Origin of the sequence: Bacillus cereus group sp. N24 (assembly GCF_016483345.1) — a bacterium.
Classification (GTDB): domain Bacteria; phylum Bacillota; class Bacilli; order Bacillales; family Bacillaceae_G; genus Bacillus_A; species Bacillus_A toyonensis.
In genome coordinates this window covers 53608-71251 of record NZ_JAEHCA010000023.1, presented here as the reverse complement: position 1 = coordinate 71251, position 17644 = coordinate 53608, and the positions used below count along the sequence as shown (strand labels likewise).

Sequence of the window (17644 nt, the reverse complement as noted above, 5' to 3'; positions counted from 1 at the left end):
AATAAATTAGAGTTCGATAGAACTCTTTACTTAGGAATCCCCCTCTTCTAAACGAAGTGAAAGTGGGGGTAGTTCAATGTTTATTTTCACTAATTCTCCATAATTGAATCTTAGCCAAATTAATATTCCTATAACCTATCCCTAGAAACCTGTATAAAATTAAATGGTTTAAGTACAGAAGAAATAGGTACATTACTTCTAATATGAATTAGAAACTGAAATCTGTTTGTTTATTATCCATATGTACGAATTCCATTGCTATCAAGCTAATATTTTGAAGCATCCCCAAAACAAAAAAATTGTATATTTTTATGTGGAGATGCCAATTTTCTCGTTTTGGGGTATTTACTTTCTTAAGTTGATGGGCATGTGGTTTTAGGCTTATCACGAAATTGCGTCAATTCAAATAGTTGCACAAAAACGAAACCTTTCTGACTGGGAATTAAAGGACATCTACCGGAAAAGGCTAAAGCCTCAGTTAAAATGAAGTTGAATACTGGAGAATAAAGCCACTAAAAAAAAGAATGCCCTTTTTGTTATTTAAAAGAGCATTCTTTTTTATAAGATAAGCGTACAAAGGTTTAAAGAATTTCTTGTTATGAGAGTTAGTTTTTGGATCTTTATGTTTCTCATCTATGGCGAAAGCCTGTTACAATAGAACTAAGTCAAATATGAAATACCCTTAGGCAGCTCTCATAGGTATAAAATCTATGGGGGATTTTTCATTACAGTTATTTTGAAATTTTTGTACCATAACCGTTAATATCTTATTTTCAAAATTTATAGTGTAACAACGTTCGTACATATTTTAGACACTTCAGGGTCATGAGTAACAATTAGAATTGTTTTTCCTTCGTTATTTAATGACTTTAATATACTAAGCACCTGATCCCGATTCACTTCATCTAATGATCCAGTTGGCTCATCTGCTAGGATGATATCATTCTTTTTTAACATGAGCCTAGCTAATGCTATTCTTTGTTGTTCTCCACCACTAAGTTGATAAATTTTACTGTTTAATTTGTCTAGTAGCCCAACTTTTTCTAGAACTTCTTTTTTCTTGTCATCTTTATTAGATAACTTAACATATTCTAGTGCTACATCTAAATTTTTGCTCACAGTCTCATTATCAATTAATGCATAATTTTGAAAGAGATAGCCTATTGTATATCTAAAAAGCTCGATTTGCTTTTTCTCGCTCTTCCAAGCATTTTCTATTCCTTGTATGATTACATCTCCAGAGTCTGGTTCTTCTAAAAGACCTACTATATTTAATAGCGTTGATTTTCCGGTTCCACTTTGACCCGTAATAGCCATCATTTCTCCTTTATTTACAACCAAATTAAAATTATCAAGCACTTGTTTATTTTCATATTTCTTAGATATATTTTTTAGCTCAATTTCCACTTGAACTACGCTCCTTTTAATACGTCCTTATTTTTCTTCTTTTCTACAAATCGAATGATGAAATAAACAATTAATAATTCAACTAACCAATAAGTTGGAATTATAAGTGAAATAATTGTATAAGTTGCTAATTTAAATGTTAATGCACCTAAATAAATTATTAACCAAAAAAGACTTAAGAGAAAACAGATTTTACTGTGTCGCTTATAAAAATCAAAGCCATTGATTCTTTGAACGGCATGAATAAATTTATTTCTTTCTAAATAATTTAAAATTGTAAAACAAGTAATAATAATCTCTATGCTAAGTAATAATGTTACAAAAAGAAGAGTAAATTGAAGTTCGCTTTTTAATTTAAAGAGATAATCATCTACAATACTATATAATGACGGCGTTGTAAGAATGATATCTTGAAGACCTGCGATTTTAATGTCTTCTTTTAATTCTTTATAAGGCTGGCTTGGATTATCTACTTTTGGGAAAAAATAACGCCCAGTTAAATAACTTAAATAGCTGTCTCCACCCATATTTTCTGAGTTAACAACAATCAATATAGCGCCATTGCTATAATTTTGGTTTTTAACCTCTAGCATAGGATTATACAAAAAATGTTTTTGGTTATCTTGGATATAGGTAAGTTTAATTTCAACCTGTTTATGTGGTTCAATTTTTTCTCCTATGCTTTCCTTATGTTTATCTTCATCAATAAACCTTGTGAATTGATACCATTCTTTATACATTTTTAAAATATCAGCTTCATTGCTGCGATATTTATTGGGAACTAATATAACTAAATAATCACCATAATCAGCATCGATATTGATTTTTTTACCATTCAAATCATAAACTGGATTATCATGTAAATAATTAGAATTCACTTGAAGGGTGTTACCGCCGTGAGGATCATACTCTTTAACATCTCCTATAGTATTGTTTAAAGAATTGTTATACTCTAACTGTTTTTTGTACGTTATGCCATCTGATGGTTTTATAAGCAAAGCCCCTTTTTGGTTAGTTATTCCAAATAGTTTCTTACTTTTAATTCCAGTTTCATATTCCCAGTTTGTGCGGTCGCCTATAATATTACTTTGATATTCATAAAAACTATAATTTTTTGTTGTATCCCATTGTTCCTGGTTAGAGTTTTGTACAGTTAGATCTTGATAATAATTTATAAGATTAAAAGAAAAGATAATTAGAAAAATCGAAAAGATAAACTTTGAACTATAATTTAAAAATTGAACTAGTTTTAATGGTTTTTTATTTTTTAATAGTTCCATAATTTTTATATGATATATCATTAAAGAAGGAAGTAGGCTAACTAGAATAGAAATACCTGAAAAAATTAATTGCCACACAATCCATGTACTACCAAAATCTAAGAATTTACTCATCCCATTATAAAAAAACAAGTATATTACTTGTCCTATAATAACTACCATTAAGGATAACGTATGAATTTGAATACTTTCTTTTAATAGATGCTTAAAAATCAGTTCTCTATCCGTATATCCAAACAGTTTTCTAATTGCCAAACTTTTATAATTTAATAATATATAATATAAAAAACTCAGGAAGATGAGTAACAGAACTATAGTAAGAACTATAATAAAGTACTTATCAACTCCCTGATTTTCTAGGATGTTCATAGCACCTGCTCGTTCTGACTCTTCCGTTTTGAATCCGATTTCGGTATTTAATTTCTCTTTTACCTTTTGAACAACGTTTGGATTGTTACTATCAACAAAATAAGCGCCTCTCAAATTTTCATCTTTTGCCGCTTCTATAGGTTTAATTTCTACCATAAGTTCAGGTGAAAATATGTTTATTTTTCCAACCTGCTCTTTATCTTTCGTATCTCTTGATGACAAATAACTTGCTACGGAATGATCTTGATTGAATATCTTTCCCCATTCTAGTGGATATTTTTGTTTGAATTGTGTTTCATCCCCTATAGCTGCATAGATAATTACTTTTTGTTTTTTTGAAGTTTTAATCGGTTTATATGATAATTTATAGATGTTGATTTTTTCCTTTTTGGATAAATCCTCAATCTTTCTCAGTTTATCTTCCGGACGTTCATCTTTATTCAATTCAACCACTTGAATTCCATTTCTATCAGAAAAATTAATATTTACCATTTCTCTTTTTTCAAAGTGCTTAGTAAATACAAATGAAGATACAGCATAGGCTACAAGTACTAATGTAATTAATATTTTTTTCATACCAGTCTCCATTTTCCGTATCCTATTTTCATTTAAAATTCAAATGAAGATAGAATACTCTTTGTCTTCAAATATTAACAAAAATAATTTACTTATCTATATGTATTTAAGTGACATAAAATAGAATCCTAGAACATGCAGGTAATAACCCACGTGTTCTAGGATTTTTCTTACTTTTTATTTAACAGACCAATAGGATTCATCTACACCAGCTGTATCAGGTGCACTTGCATATGAAGTGTAACCTGGGTTCGTCCATGGAGAACTATAATAATATTGTCCGATTACTGAAGATTTGTGAACTTTGCTTCCGTGGTAATAATTTGACCAAACTGAACCACCACCAGTTCCATAATTCCATGTTCCCCCCCCTACATATTGTGTTGCAGCAAATGCTGCTGTTGCTCCTGAACCAAGTATTGCAGCACTTAATACTAATGAACTTACAGTTTTTTTCAATTTCAATGTTTTTTCCCCCTTTAACATCTAATTAATTTATTTAGATATTGCAGACTGACTACCTTTTTATTTTTAAACAACCGCATTAAAAAATAAATATATAGAACAGAATACAATAAACTAACAAATAGGAAGTAAATAAGGTAAGGATACTCAAATGAAAAAATAATTCAATTAAAAATAGGGTGGGAAATATTAACTTCAAATCGTTTTTTTAAATATTATCACAGTTTTTTTCAAGAAAGACATATTCAAAATTTTTTAAATAAAATTCTGAATTTTCTGTGATTATTTGATATAAAAATAGTGATGCTTAAAAATAAAATTTTCAATCAAGTAAATATTTACAAATATAGAGGGGAGTAATTGGAAAGTGTTTTAAATAATACAATTTAAAAAATAGACATTTTCAATTTTTTGTTACCATGGAATCGTATGGCATGCAATCTAAAAAAAATTTGTGGTAAGTGTGAGAAATCACTTTGTTTAATACGTTATATAAGGTATAAGAAATTGTCTATCCATTATTAACGTTACATATTACAAATGAAATATTTCTATAATATGTAAATAATAATTTTTTACTAAATACGCCTTAGATTCACTTTCTTAATTGCATAAAAAATTAAAATAAGAAAGAATTTAGGAGGTGGGATAGTATGAAAGATATTTATGAACTATTACAAGAGATCCATATAAACCTAACTGAATTTGAAGAAAGAAAATGTAGTGAGGTAGAAAAAGAGAAAGTAAAAGGTTTTGTAAAAGAGTTAATTAAAAAGAAGGAAGACTGAAAATGTTTATAACGCAAGTATCAATCTAAAGAATGAAGCGATAAGGCTTCTAACCGCAAGGACTGTGGAGATAGCCTCCTAACTCTTTACTTAGGAATCCCCCTCTTCTAAAAGAAGTGAAAGTGGGGGTAGTTTAATCATAAGGAGTCATTGACGTATTTGAAACATGAAAATTAATTGTATTAACTTTAAATAACAGCACGGTATTAGTACATCCATTGACCTTTAATTTTTACATACGTCTCATCAATCCGCTAAGAATCCTTGATTGACTTAGAGGGTTCTGGAACAAAGATTATTATTTTTTACTTACAATTAGTAGATTTGTAATCTAGTAGTATTTCAACAATGGAATTAATAGTTTTGTTTTGGGCACTATAGTAGACTTCTAATCCTTTTCTATCATTTCTAATTAATTTTTGAGATTTCATCTTTGCTAAATGCTGTGAAACAGTAGATTGTGGGATACCCAGTATACCTACAATTTGTGTTACATTACATGCCCCTCTTATAATTAATTGTTTCAAAATTTCAATTCTTACTGGATGAGCTAATGCCTTAAAAACTTCTGCGTCTTTTTCATAATTTAACAAACTAAACATCTCCTTTTGAATCGATATATATTTATAATATTAATAATTTATTCTGCATCATCTTTTTGATTTAATTAGTTTTTTATTTTTCAACATACCCTGGTATGCTTGAGACACTCTTATTCTCTTTTTTTTACTTCCTTTAATTCATCTGAAAATGTTGCATTTGGCTTTTTCATATAATACATAATTCTAAAATCATATTTGATGGTTTCTAACCATATGCTTGTACTTAGGTATCTTGTCTTAACCAAATCAGCGATTTCTAGTAGCAGAAATTGACCTTTACCAAGGAATTGATTCCCTTCATGTACTTTCGCAAGAATCTTTTTTGGGCTAGGCCAGAAATTCCAATAGTTAATAGCGATTGTGTAAATCCTAAACCTAATGTATCGACTTGTTTGATACATATTAACTATTCACCAGAACCACATGTAACTAATTTTTTTTAAAGAATATTTTTCTATAAAAAACTGCAACTCTACTTGTTAGTTATGTCTAACAAGTAGAGTTGCAGTTCACCAATTAGGTTATAGTTTACTTGCTATTTAGACACGTACAGCTGTACCGCTTACTGCAACCATTAGCATTCCATCACGAACAACTTCGTAGTCTACATCGATACCAACAATTGCATTTGCTCCTTTTTGCGTTGCAAGTTGTTTCATTTCTTCCATGGCAATGTCACGAGCTTCTTTTAATTTACTTTCATAAGCACCAGAACGGCCACCTACAACGTCACGAACAGAAGCGAAGATGTCGCGTACGATATTTGCACCCATAATTGCTTCACCGTTTACGATGTCTATATACTCAATAATTTCTTTACCCTGAATAGTATTAGTTGTTGTTACGATCATTATTAACACACTCCTATAATTTTTAAAAAGTTATTGTTGATTGCTATAATCCTATTATTAAATTTAAAAGCTAAATTAACTATCTAATAACGTTACATAAAGATGACAGTTCTGTAAGGGTGAAAGAAAACAAACTATCCACAAAAAACTTGTTTTCTTAACACTAATATTAAAATGCTTTCAATAGTAAAAATAGTTTTTGTAAGTTTTGTAAATACTTTTGTAATTAAAAAATGTATAAGCGAATCGATTTCCTGCCAAATTAGTTGCAATGTTTGTTTTCGTTCCATCTATATCCTTTTCCTCGTACCGTAAGGAGAAACTCAGGATTAGAAGGACTAGTTTCGATTTTCTGACGAAGACGATTGATATTCACATCGATGACTTTTGTATTACCTACACAATTTATGCCCCATATTTTATTTAAGAGTTCATTACGTGAAATTGGTTTCATGGAATTTTCCATTAAATATCGTAAAATAATATGCTCTGTTGGAGTTAAATCAATTACTATCTCATTCCTATATAATTCTCCTAGCAGAAGATTTAATTGAAATGGCCCCGAATGAATCAATTCCAAATCCTTTTTATTTTTTTGAATTCTTCTTAGCAATGATTGTACACGTGCTACTAATTCAATTATACTAAATGGCTTTTTAATATAATCATCTGCCCCAATTGTCAAACCGTGTACCTGATCTTTCTCTTGAACAAGTGCCGTTAATATAATAATACCTATATCTTCATTGTTTTTTCGTATGCTTTTGCATACCCGAAATCCATCTATTCCTGGTAACATAACATCAAGTATTACAATATCAACATTATTCTGTTCTAAAAGCTCAAGAGCTTTTTCACCTGTATCGGTTTCTAAAACATTGAAACCAGCACGCTTCATATTCAATGTAATAAAACTACGGATGGTTATATCATTTTCTAATACTAAAATTGTTGTCATAATCACCGCTCCTTTACTCTTGTTGATAAACGGCTATTGGTTTGATATAAGTTCTAAGATTCTGGTAGTTTATTTTCTAAAAATTGTATATACATGAGCTCTTTTTTATATGTATCAACTCCTAGGAGTCACTATATATGTCCATCAACTTAAAAATCTAGTAAAAAAACGGTCATCCTTTCTATTTAGTCTTTTAGAAAGAATAACGTGGAGCTAGTAAAGATTCTTAAGTTGGTGGACATGGAGTGGTATCCCTAGTTTATTCGCCTTATATTAATTAGGTGATAGGACTATTTCGTCCTTAATCTCATGCTCCTGTCAACTCTAGCACCACATAATTTATTACGTGAAAACGAAATGTTTTTCATCGTTTGCTCTTAAATTCCCACGTTTTTATATACACCTCAAAACGCTTTGACTAGATAATACAAGTTCTCTTCTGATTCACCTGAATAAAGTTGAGCCTCTTGAAACTCCCCAATCGATTAGCTGATTAATGATGCGCCGTTTTTTTCTTTCTACATGATAGATGTGCTGTTCTAGTTTTTTGGGACCTTTTGCATGCTTTCAAGAAATTAATTCTTGAGTTGCCATTTCTACAAACTGAATATCAGACTCTACAAGGTATTGAATATATGCCGTTTTCGCTTTCATATATTCATCTTCATTTTTCCATCTGTGATGGCTGCCGTCGTAAAGTATAAAAAAGGAGTCGCTTCTCAACGGACTTATCAATTTATTCATTTCACTATTCAGATTAAATATTTCTTTTGCTTTTTTATGTGCCTGTAACACTTTGTCTTTCGAACATCCGCCTACAAGCAAATAATGTGGAGTGATTAAACTCATTTTGTTATTTCCCCTCTCTATTGCCCTCATATACGATCCAGAAAGGATAGGAACAAAGAGCACGCATTGAATCTTTACGAGTTAACATGATTTAAAAAGCATGAAAGGAAGGATAATCTCAAATGGCTAGTGATATATTCTAAAAAGCTGTCCTTCTTCTCACTTTGTACAACAAATACCTTAAGTTCGGATAAATGAGCTTGTTCTTTATACTTAGCTTTAATATAAAAGATGGTTCCACTTAAAAATGATTATGTAGTTCTCCCCCACATGAATCCAACAGTTTCATGAAGCATTTGCTTTGTCATTTCCATTGTGAATTCTTGGGCCTGCTTTTTCGAATGAATATCTACAATTCCATTCGAAGCAATCATTTCTTTCACCCTTTCGTAGTTATGGCGTTTTCATATAACTAAATACAATACAACTAACCAAAATGGCATTACCATTAAAAATCCATTTCTAATCCCTATTGCAAAAGCCAACGGATCAACATTACAGTATGACGTTGCCTCTTTTTTAACTCGCTGCAACATCTTTTTTTGGGTGGGAAGGCTCATAGTGAATCTCCTTATCTTTCAATCTATTTTCGTTTTCCATAACAAACTAACACCAAAACAGGCTATACAATAAATCACAATGAATTTCATAAAAATTTCTATAATTGCATCCGTCATGCCCCATTCTCCTCTCCCAAGGCCTGTAATACACAAGCTATAATTAGCAAATTAAGAATTAATAATAAGCTCCCTATATTTCGGCATTTTCTAAGCATCGGCATTCTCTCCTCATAATTAACGTTTATTTTAGAAAAAAACCAAGCTAAGAATATTAAGAGAAGAAAAGAGCCCAATTTACCTCGTTATGAGCAAATCGGCTCTTTAATATTCAAATCACATAAGCAATGTAAACTTACTGGGTGTAATCTCCCAAACTTATATTCTCCTAAGAAATTAATATCTTCTTAGCCTAAAGGCGAATATCTTACGCTAGGGATCTTTTTATTTAAGAAGCTTGTTTTTTTCAAAATGCTGGCGGTATCCCCAAAAAGTACATAATATCCTCGAATGATATTAATATAATCTCCATACAATATCAATTCTTTTTTTATAAAAATTATAAAAAAAGAATTGATATTGGTTTTTTCATGACATTTATCGACAAATTATTTACTTTTATCAATTATCAATTTATAATAATTACAACTTAATATACATACTACATAACATGAAATAATTACTTAGTTGAGCATATAGTTCCCACTGGAGGGGTTTCAAAAAAATTCTAAAATGATAGACGAGTACTCATGCGGATTAATTTATATAAATATAAGGAGAATGGAACAGCAGAAAAGATGTGTGATTAGTATGCTCTAGTTTAGAAGATTACTAATCGGTTGGATAATTTTGGATGATAAAACAGAGTCATGGATTTTTTGCAGAGTATTTTAGGTTGGCTATGGTAAATATACAAGGTATATTTATAGATTGATTCGCGGGCCCTATCTCAAAAAATGAAATAAAAACGATTTTTAATTATTGACAAGAAATAAAACTAAATATATATTAAATTAAAATAATTATTACAAAAAAATTATTATCGTTTATAAATAGGAGGTTCCACTTCATGAATCCAAATAATCGCTTAACAACAAACCAAGGTGCTCCAGTTGGAGATAACCAAAATTCTCGTACAGCTGGTCGCCGTGGGTCGGTATTATTAGAAGACTATCATTTAGTAGAAAAGCTTGCTCATTTTGATCGTGAACGTATTCCAGAGCGTGTTGTACATGCACGTGGTGCAGGTGCTCACGGTGTATTTGTAACTAAAAACAGTATGAAGCAATATACGAAGGCAGCATTTTTACAAAATGAAGGAACTGAAACGCCTGTATTCGTTCGTTTCTCAACAGTTATTCATGGCCAAGGCTCTCCAGAGACAGCACGTGATCCGCGTGGGTTCGCTGTTAAATTTTATACAGAAGAAGGAAACTACGATATCGTAGGTAACCATTTACCAGTTTTCTTCATTCGTGATGCAATTAAATTCCCTGACATGGTGCATTCTTTAAAGCCAGCACCTGATACAAATATTCAAACGCCAGATCGTTATTGGGATTTTATGACGTTAACACCAGAATCTACTCATATGATGACATGGGTATTTTCTGATTATGGTACACCAGCAAACTATCGTGAAATGGAAGGTTTCGGCGTCCATTCATTTAAATGGATTAATGCAAAAGGTAAAATTGTTTACATTAAATATCATTGGAAACCACAGCAGGGTGTACGAAATTTAAGTGCAAAAGAAGTGGAACAAGTACAAGGTAAAGATTTCAATCATGCAACTCGCGATTTATTCGATGCGATTGAAAAAGGAAATCATCCAAAATGGAATCTATACGTACAAGTGATGCAATTAGATCAAATGGATTCTTTAGATTTCGACCCATTAGATCCAACAAAAGTATGGCCAGAAGATTGTTTCCCACTCATTGAAGTAGGGACAATGACACTAAATCGTAACCCACAAAACTTTTTTGCGGAAGTAGAGCAAGTGGCCTTTACACCAAGTGCAACTATACCTGGTATTGAACCATCTGAAGATAAACTATTACAAGGTCGTTTATTCTCTTACCCAGATACACAGCGTTACCGACTTGGTGCAAATTATTTACAAATCCCTGTAAACTGCCCATACGCAACTGTTCGTAATCAACAACGTGATGGTGCGATGCAAGTAAATCAAAACCCATCTACAATAAACTATGAACCGAGCCGCCATACTGAAAATCCAGTTGAAGACCCAACATACCGCGATTCAACTATGAGAGTAGGAGGCTATGTATCTCGTGAAAAAAATGAGAAACCGAACGACTTCAAACAAGCCGGTGAGCGTTATCGTTCATTCTCTAAAGAAGAGCAAGACAACTTAATTGCAAACTTAACTAATGACTTGAAAGACGTAAATGAGCGTACGAAACTACTAGCTATTTGTAACTTCTTCCGTGCGGATCGCGAATATGGTATTCGCTTAGCAGAAGCATTAAATGTTGATATTTCATCGTATGTAGGAATTTCTACAAAATAATAACATGCTTAAATTTATTTTACTCTCAAATTTAACTTACAATATGTAAGAAAAGAAGTTGTCTCAAAAATTCGTTGAAAAACGACTTTTTAGGGACAACTTCTTTTTTTAGTTCTCTTCAACAATAGATAGGATTATTAATATTTGTTCATACAATTTATGCAGTATTTCCAAATTATTATTTTGTTTTTGCTAATCCTACAATTGCAATGCAGACATATAGGTAACATATATTGGCTGTATTTTCTTATTATCGTTATAGCAAGGTTCTACACGCTTCCCTATGGATATATTTTCATTTAGGGAATCTTGGCGAAAAACTAATGTATACTTAATCTTTATAAGAATAAATATTGAAAAACAGATAGTTAATCAATTTTAATTATGTAAAAAATACATACCTATAAACAGTATTAATAATGGCTTAATACTTCTCGTCATGAAATACCTAATATCTTGAAGAGAGATTTCAAGGCATCTGATGTTGAGGAGGATAATTTGTGGGTATGCAAGGGAGATTAATTTGCTTTATAGAATAGGTAAATAAGATAGAATAATAGATTATGAAAGAGCCCTTAGGAGATAGGGACTCCTTAGGGCTCGCCTAATCACATGAATTGATTAGGAGGAATATAAACATTTTAACATATTGCTGATTCAGTTGAAGGTAACAAAAAAATTACAGAATTTACGATACGAGAAAGCCCACGCAGGACTCTAGTCCTTTCTTTAGACGTGGGAGTGTCAATCTCTCCATTGTTTCAATTTGAACTCCTGATTCAGTCTTACTTTTATTAAATACACTGAGGTACGACTATTTTAGTACCTTTTTAAATTTGCAACCAAAAGTAATTACCATACCTACAAGAACCATTAATATGCCTATTGCTGCACTGTTCTTTGTAGTTGTACCTGCTTTTGGAAGCTCTTTATACGTATCTTCTTTTTCATCAGAATTACTGTTGTTAGAGATATTATTAATACCATTTTCTTTATCTTTCACTACCACTTTTTGTATTGTAATTACCTCATTACTACCAGAGTCACGACCAAGGAATTTTACCTCGGAAGTACCCGTTTTAAATATATCTATCTCACCAAAATGTCTTACTTTATCAGTAATATCACCATCTTTTTTATCAATAGCATTAACCCCAAATATTGGTGAGAATTTGTCTCCTACATTCATATTCACTTCAGTAGGTACATTTAACTCAGGCTCTTGAATCTCAATAGGTTTTTCTTTTTCTTTAACTGTTACAGTTTGTATTTGAGTTGCCAAATGACCTGCAGAATCTTTAACTGTGTATTTAATCGTGTAAGTACCAGGTGTATTTGTATCTACTTTACCTTCATATTTTACTTCTGATGTAAGGTCAACATCTTCTTTATCAGTAGCACTTACATCTCTCATTGGATCGAATTTATCCCCTTCCGAAATTGTAGTTTCTGAGGGTACTTTTAGTAATGGCGCCTCATCTTTTATTTCTTCTTTCTCTTTAACCGTAACCGTTTGTTTCGCGTTTACTTTATGATTTTTAGAGTCTTTAACTGTGTAAGTTAACTCGTAAGTGCCTGCTTTAGAGGTATCTACTTTACCGTCAACTGTTATTTTATTAGTAAGGTCTCCGTCTTCCTTATCAGTAGCAGACACTCCTGACATTGGGTCGAATGAATTACCTATATTAACTGTCGCTCCAACAGGTACTGTAAAATTCGGTTCCATATCTGGAATTTCTTCTACGATTACAGGTTTAGAATCTGTGGCTTCCCAAATAGGTGCGGTTAATATCGGATAGTTCAAAGCTTCTATTTTTTGTCGCGTTTCTTGCGATGCTTTCAGTCCCCATTGATCAAAAAACAGGAGTACATTTTGTTTCGCTACTTTGGATGTATTGTAAATAAATGCTTGAATTTTCTCTTCATCCGTTTTTGGAAGTTGATCCTTTGGTAACTCTCGATATAGTTTGTGAAGATTCGGATAAAAATCCTCACCATATGCGAGATGAAGTTGCCAAAGCATAACAAGTTTCACAAACAAGTCATTTATATTTTTATATTCTTTATCTGTTTGCTTTAAGTATACAAAGGCTTTATCGTAATCACCGGATTTTTCTAAACGCGTCGGTTGATTCGGGAATAATCGCTTTTGTGCAGCTAAAGAATATAGATTAACAGTTACTTCACCCATCCCTCTTAAATCATTCCACGTCCATGGGTATTGTTGTCTTGCATGTCCCGCTTCGTGCATTTGTCCCCATCCAAATTTATTTACATTTAAAGCACTTTCAATTGCGTTACCAGCAGTAGTAAATGCAGCTCCATCTAGACTTGCATACATGCCCCATGTTGGTTTGTTAGGATTTTCTATAAAGGACCAAATACGTTCAGTCGAACGATGTAAAGGATTAGGATCTGTTTCAGATAATCCAGATATTTTATCTTGCGCTCGAATCATTTCATCATATGTTTCTAATAACGGGATAGGATCTTGATTCACTAGATGCTTCTTAGCGCTATCTTGAGTAACCGTAAGCACTGCTTTCTTTGATTTTAATTGAACAGCATGTGCATTTGGATACTTGTCCATCATCGCAATCCAGTCTGCTTTCGTATGCTTTCCTAATTCAAAGAACGGGACATGGCTCCCGCCTTGTGTGACTTTCACCTTAACTGTTCCTGTAGTTTGATTATTATCAAGTCCTAATAACCCACCATTTGGAGAGGAAATCTTATTCGTACCAGGAGAAAGTTTAATTTCTTTTCCCCATTCTTTATCATAGCCATGTGTTCCAATAATTGCTCTAATCTTATTCGTTCCTAATACTTCAACTGTAACTTCTTCATTCGGTTGTATATAAATTCCAGTTGGTATATAGGTTTTTTGTTCACTTCTTCTCTCTCTTGTTGCTTCATCCTGATAGCTTCCTGTAGCTGGTAGGTCAAACTCCCTTAGTTCATATTGATTTGTAGTTGGTTGATTAACTGTTTCAGCGTGTACATTTAAATTGTTTGTTATAATAGGTGTAAATAATGTAGTTGTCAAAATAACAGATGTCGCAAGTACTTTCATCGGTTTTTGAAATATATAATGATTCCTTTTCTTCATATAAATAATCCTTTCTTTTTCAATTTTTTCTGTTAAAATCCTTTTGTTGAACGAATGTAATTAATTCCGATCTCCTGGCGAGTTTATATTTCTGAAATTTCAGAAATATAAACTCGAAAATCTTTCTATTGTTTAATAAATATAAAACATACTAGAAAAAAGAAATTTTCAACCTTGTTTATACTAAATAATTAAAAAAGATAGGGTATGAGAATGAAACGAACCTATTTCCTTTTTTCTTATTAATAAGAATTTAACATTGAACAAGTCTTGCTGCAACATAATTTGACAATTATATCTTTTTTTCGACAATTTTCTCACCATACTAAATGATTAGTCTCACATCTCTCAACAAAAATTAAAAAATATAAGCGACTATCATAAGTCGCTTATACGTAAAAACTTATTTTATTTTGGTCAATACATCTCAATTGACTCACAGGCCTTCCCACATGCTGATACACCATTTTATTCTCTAATATTCCTATTTCAGTCAAAAACATGACATACTTTCGAATAGAAACTCTTGAAATCCCTACTAATTGCGCCATCTCATCTGTTGTAAACGTCCGTCCATTCAGTGACTCTATTTTCTCCCAAATTAATTGTAACGTTTGTTTCGTTAATCCTTTTGGAAGCTCTTTAGTGACAATAGGCTCTCTTTTTTCCTTTTGTAAAATTAACGAATCTAATTCCGATTGACTAATTTTTTGTTGTTCTGTCATGAAAGTAAGCTTTTCTCGATATATAGCTAATGCCTCTTTAAATCTTTCAAATGTAAATGGTTTAATTAAATAATCTACTACGCCATAATGTAATGCTTTTTTAATACTCCCCATATCATGTACAGCTGAAATCATTATAATATCGATTTCTTTTTCTTGATTTCGAATATACATTAAAAGCTCAAATCCAGTCTCTTCAGGCATAAAAATATCAAGTAAGACTAAATCTACTTGCGATTTCTCTAATACTTCTATCGCCGATTTTACTGAGTTAACTGCTTGGACAAGTTCAAACCCTCCTACTTGTTCTAAATAATGTGTATTTAACATTGCTACCATCGGATCATCTTCTACAATTAAAACTTTAATCATATCTGCCCCTCATCCCTACTATTAGGTATTTCAATTGTTATCTTTGTTCCCTCTCCTAACGATGAATGGATATAAATCTCCCCATTTATTCGCTGTGTACTTTCTTTTACAAGATATAAGCCATAACCGCGATTATCTCCCTTTGTGGAATAACCTTTTGTAAACAATTTATCCAGCATATCTTCTGGTATTCCACTGCCTGTATCTTGTACTGTTATCATTAAGGCATCTTCATGTTGTATTCCAACTTCAACTTGTTTTTTCTCACAATTCATTACTGCGTCAAATGCATTATTGATTAAATTTCCAACAATCGTAATAAGTTCATGGATGATACAATCATCATATATATCTGGTAAGTCCGATTCTTCACTTATAATTAACTTTATATTTTTCTCCCTAGCATAGCTAAGTTTACCCAGTAGAAAACCAGCAAATACTGGACTTTTAATTCTTTTCATAACCCCACCAATTTCATATTGATGTTCTGATACCATACGACTTACATATTTCTGCAATTCTTCATACTGTTTCATATGCGTTAGCCCTAAAACGACATGCATTTTATTCATAAATTCATGAGATTGTGCCCGTAATGCTTCCGCATATAGCTTAATGCCAGTTAGTTCTTCCGCTAATTGTCTAATCTCTGTTTTGTCACGAAATGTTGCAATTGCACCAACTATTTCTCCTTTTACATATAAAGGAACCCGATTCGTAACAATTGTAATCCCATAAACAGTTTGTTCCTCGTTTAATTGTACATCTCCTGTTTGCAATACTTCTTTTATACGTGAATTCGGCGTATACATTTCAAGATTTTTACCGATAATATCTCCCGTGAGTCCACCTTTCTTTAATATTCGTTTTGCTTCGTTATTTATTAAAGTTACATTGGCATCTTTATCTACAGCAATAATACCCTCCTTCACCGAAAGTAACATCGCATTTCTTTCTTCAAGAATTTTCGCTATCCTATGTGGCTCAAGACCAAATAAACTTTTCTTTATATGTCTAGCTAGCAATATCGCCCCTATAATACCAACTAATATTCCTACTCCAACACCGATATAAATAATATGTCTACTTTTTTTTACACTCTCTTTCACATTATCAGCTGAAATGCCCACAGCGACCGCACCAAGTTGCTCACCTGTTTCAGCAAAAATAGGTACGAATACTCGCATAGAAACCCCTAAAGTTCCTTCTGCAAGTGAAACATGTTCCTGTCCCTTCAATGCAGGTCCCTCATCTCCTCCAATAAAATGATAACCTATTTTCTTTGGATCTGGATGAGACTTTCTTATTCCACCCATGTCCATAACGACAATAAATTGAACATCTGTATTTTTTAATAGCCTATTTGTATACGTTTGGATTGCGGAAGTATCTGCTTTTCCTGTTAAGCCATCGATTACAACTGAATCATTCGCCACAATACGTGCAATCGTTTTTGCTTTCTCTGCTTGGCTATCTTCCGTTGCCCGTTCTACATTATGACTAATTAATATATCTGTCACAAGTAAAGAAAACATTACAACTGTACACACTAATAATGTGATTGTTTTCCATAAGTCCAATAGTTTTTTCCTTTTTTTCATCTCTTCATTGACTCCTCTAATTCTTCTACGCGATCTTTGGTAAATATAAAATGAGTAAGCTGTTATGATACTTTAAATTTACTCGTTATTTTTTGGAGTTTTTCTATCGTTTCTTCTAAGTTTTGATTAGCTACAAAATTTATTCCATAATAAAAAATAAGAGAAATTTAATATTGTCATTTCTTTTGTAGCAAGGAGTATAAGATGGTTATGTTAGTCAACTTATACTTCTCACAAAATACTTCTAAATTACTCATAAAAGTTAATCTATCGCATTGCCATCAAGCTAAAAAATTCACTCCTCCCTAAAATACAAAAGATGAATTGAATCCTCATAAATAACTGTAGAGTTATAAAGTTTTCTTTTTTGATTTTGGGAATATCTCAAAATATTAAGTTGATGAACATATGACGGATTCCTTAATTAGAGAAAGTAAAGCACATATGGATCTACTTAATAACCTAAGGAAAGTGGATTATTGCATAAAAAAGGCTCCATTTCTGGAGCACTCAAAAAAATGAATTTAAAAAAATAACAGACAATTAAACTATACAAATAACTCATAAATAAATCTATATATATTTTTAAAATTACATGT

Annotated in this window: 15 protein-coding genes and 1 pseudogene; 2 read left to right on the top strand and 14 right to left on the bottom strand. The window is 31.7% G+C overall.

The features are described 5' to 3' along the window. Positions 1–780: 780 nt before the first annotated feature. From JDS95_RS24395 to JDS95_RS24385, 3 genes are all read right to left on the bottom strand, one after another. On the bottom strand, positions 781–1407 hold the full coding sequence (locus tag JDS95_RS24395) for an ABC transporter ATP-binding protein (protein ID WP_000402086.1): 627 nt from the start codon (positions 1405–1407) through the stop codon (positions 781–783). Between the two features lie 5 nt (positions 1408–1412). Next, a complete protein-coding gene (locus JDS95_RS24390) occupies positions 1413–3632 on the bottom strand; it encodes a DUF1430 domain-containing protein (protein ID WP_002106847.1) in 2220 nt (739 codons plus the stop codon). A 177-nt stretch (positions 3633–3809) separates the two neighbouring features. Continuing rightward, on the bottom strand, positions 3810–4097 hold the full coding sequence (locus JDS95_RS24385) for a lactococcin 972 family bacteriocin (protein WP_000768887.1): 288 nt from the start codon (positions 4095–4097) through the stop codon (positions 3810–3812). A 653-nt stretch (positions 4098–4750) separates the two neighbouring features. Here JDS95_RS24385 and JDS95_RS31600 point away from each other — a divergent pair. Continuing rightward, positions 4751–4885 carry a hypothetical protein gene (locus JDS95_RS31600; RefSeq protein WP_000653179.1) on the top strand — a complete coding sequence of 45 codons (135 nt, stop codon included), beginning with the start codon at positions 4751–4753 and terminating at the stop codon, positions 4883–4885. 154 nt (positions 4886–5039) lie between these two features. Here JDS95_RS31600 and JDS95_RS32195 read toward each other — a convergent pair. From JDS95_RS32195 to JDS95_RS24355, 8 genes and pseudogenes are all read right to left on the bottom strand, one after another. Next, positions 5040–5139, bottom strand: a pseudogene (locus JDS95_RS32195) (DDE-type integrase/transposase/recombinase); the annotation flags it as partial. A 51-nt stretch (positions 5140–5190) separates the two neighbouring features. Continuing rightward, entirely contained in the window at positions 5191–5478 is a 288-nt protein-coding gene (locus tag JDS95_RS24380; protein ID WP_016107136.1) for an ArsR/SmtB family transcription factor, read from the bottom strand. Between the two features lie 119 nt (positions 5479–5597). Continuing rightward, the gene (locus JDS95_RS24375; protein WP_000285048.1) at positions 5598–5888 is read right to left on the bottom strand and encodes a hypothetical protein; all 291 of its coding nucleotides are present in this window, start codon (positions 5886–5888) and stop codon (positions 5598–5600) included. Between the two features lie 138 nt (positions 5889–6026). Next, on the bottom strand, positions 6027–6338 hold the full coding sequence (locus tag JDS95_RS24370; RefSeq protein ID WP_000637486.1) for a heavy metal-binding domain-containing protein: 312 nt from the start codon (positions 6336–6338) through the stop codon (positions 6027–6029). A gap of 262 nt (positions 6339–6600) precedes the next feature. Then, the gene (locus JDS95_RS24365) at positions 6601–7296 is read right to left on the bottom strand and encodes a response regulator transcription factor (protein WP_000207761.1); all 696 of its coding nucleotides are present in this window, start codon (positions 7294–7296) and stop codon (positions 6601–6603) included. A gap of 567 nt (positions 7297–7863) precedes the next feature. Beyond that, complete coding sequence (locus JDS95_RS24360) at positions 7864–8145, bottom strand: hypothetical protein (RefSeq protein WP_000053162.1); 282 nt, start codon at positions 8143–8145, stop codon at positions 7864–7866. A gap of 251 nt (positions 8146–8396) precedes the next feature. Beyond that, the gene (locus JDS95_RS31595; protein WP_255535850.1) at positions 8397–8519 is read right to left on the bottom strand and encodes a hypothetical protein; all 123 of its coding nucleotides are present in this window, start codon (positions 8517–8519) and stop codon (positions 8397–8399) included. Positions 8520–8549: 30 nt separating this feature from the next. Next, positions 8550–8705, bottom strand: coding sequence for a hypothetical protein (locus JDS95_RS24355; RefSeq protein WP_000056873.1), 156 nt, complete (start codon positions 8703–8705; stop codon positions 8550–8552). Positions 8706–9771: 1066 nt separating this feature from the next. On the opposite strand from JDS95_RS24355, the gene JDS95_RS24350 reads away from it, so the two are divergent. Beyond that, positions 9772–11238 (top strand): catalase, encoded by a 1467-nt coding sequence (locus tag JDS95_RS24350; RefSeq protein WP_001069195.1) that lies wholly within the window; start codon positions 9772–9774, stop codon positions 11236–11238. Between the two features lie 814 nt (positions 11239–12052). Here the strand turns inward: JDS95_RS24350 and JDS95_RS24345 are convergent. The 3 genes from JDS95_RS24345 to JDS95_RS24335 all read right to left on the bottom strand — a co-directional run bounded on the left by JDS95_RS24345 (position 12053) and on the right by JDS95_RS24335 (position 17045). Beyond that, positions 12053–14347, bottom strand: coding sequence for a M60 family metallopeptidase (locus JDS95_RS24345; protein ID WP_000747115.1), 2295 nt, complete (start codon positions 14345–14347; stop codon positions 12053–12055). Positions 14348–14736: 389 nt separating this feature from the next. After that, on the bottom strand, positions 14737–15444 hold the full coding sequence (locus tag JDS95_RS24340; protein WP_000598680.1) for a response regulator: 708 nt from the start codon (positions 15442–15444) through the stop codon (positions 14737–14739). After that, positions 15441–17045, bottom strand: a complete 1605-nt coding sequence (locus JDS95_RS24335) for a sensor histidine kinase (protein ID WP_000746349.1) — start codon at positions 17043–17045, stop codon at positions 15441–15443. Before JDS95_RS24335 ends, JDS95_RS24340 begins: the two co-directional genes overlap by 4 nt. Positions 17046–17644: the final 599 nt, after the last annotated feature.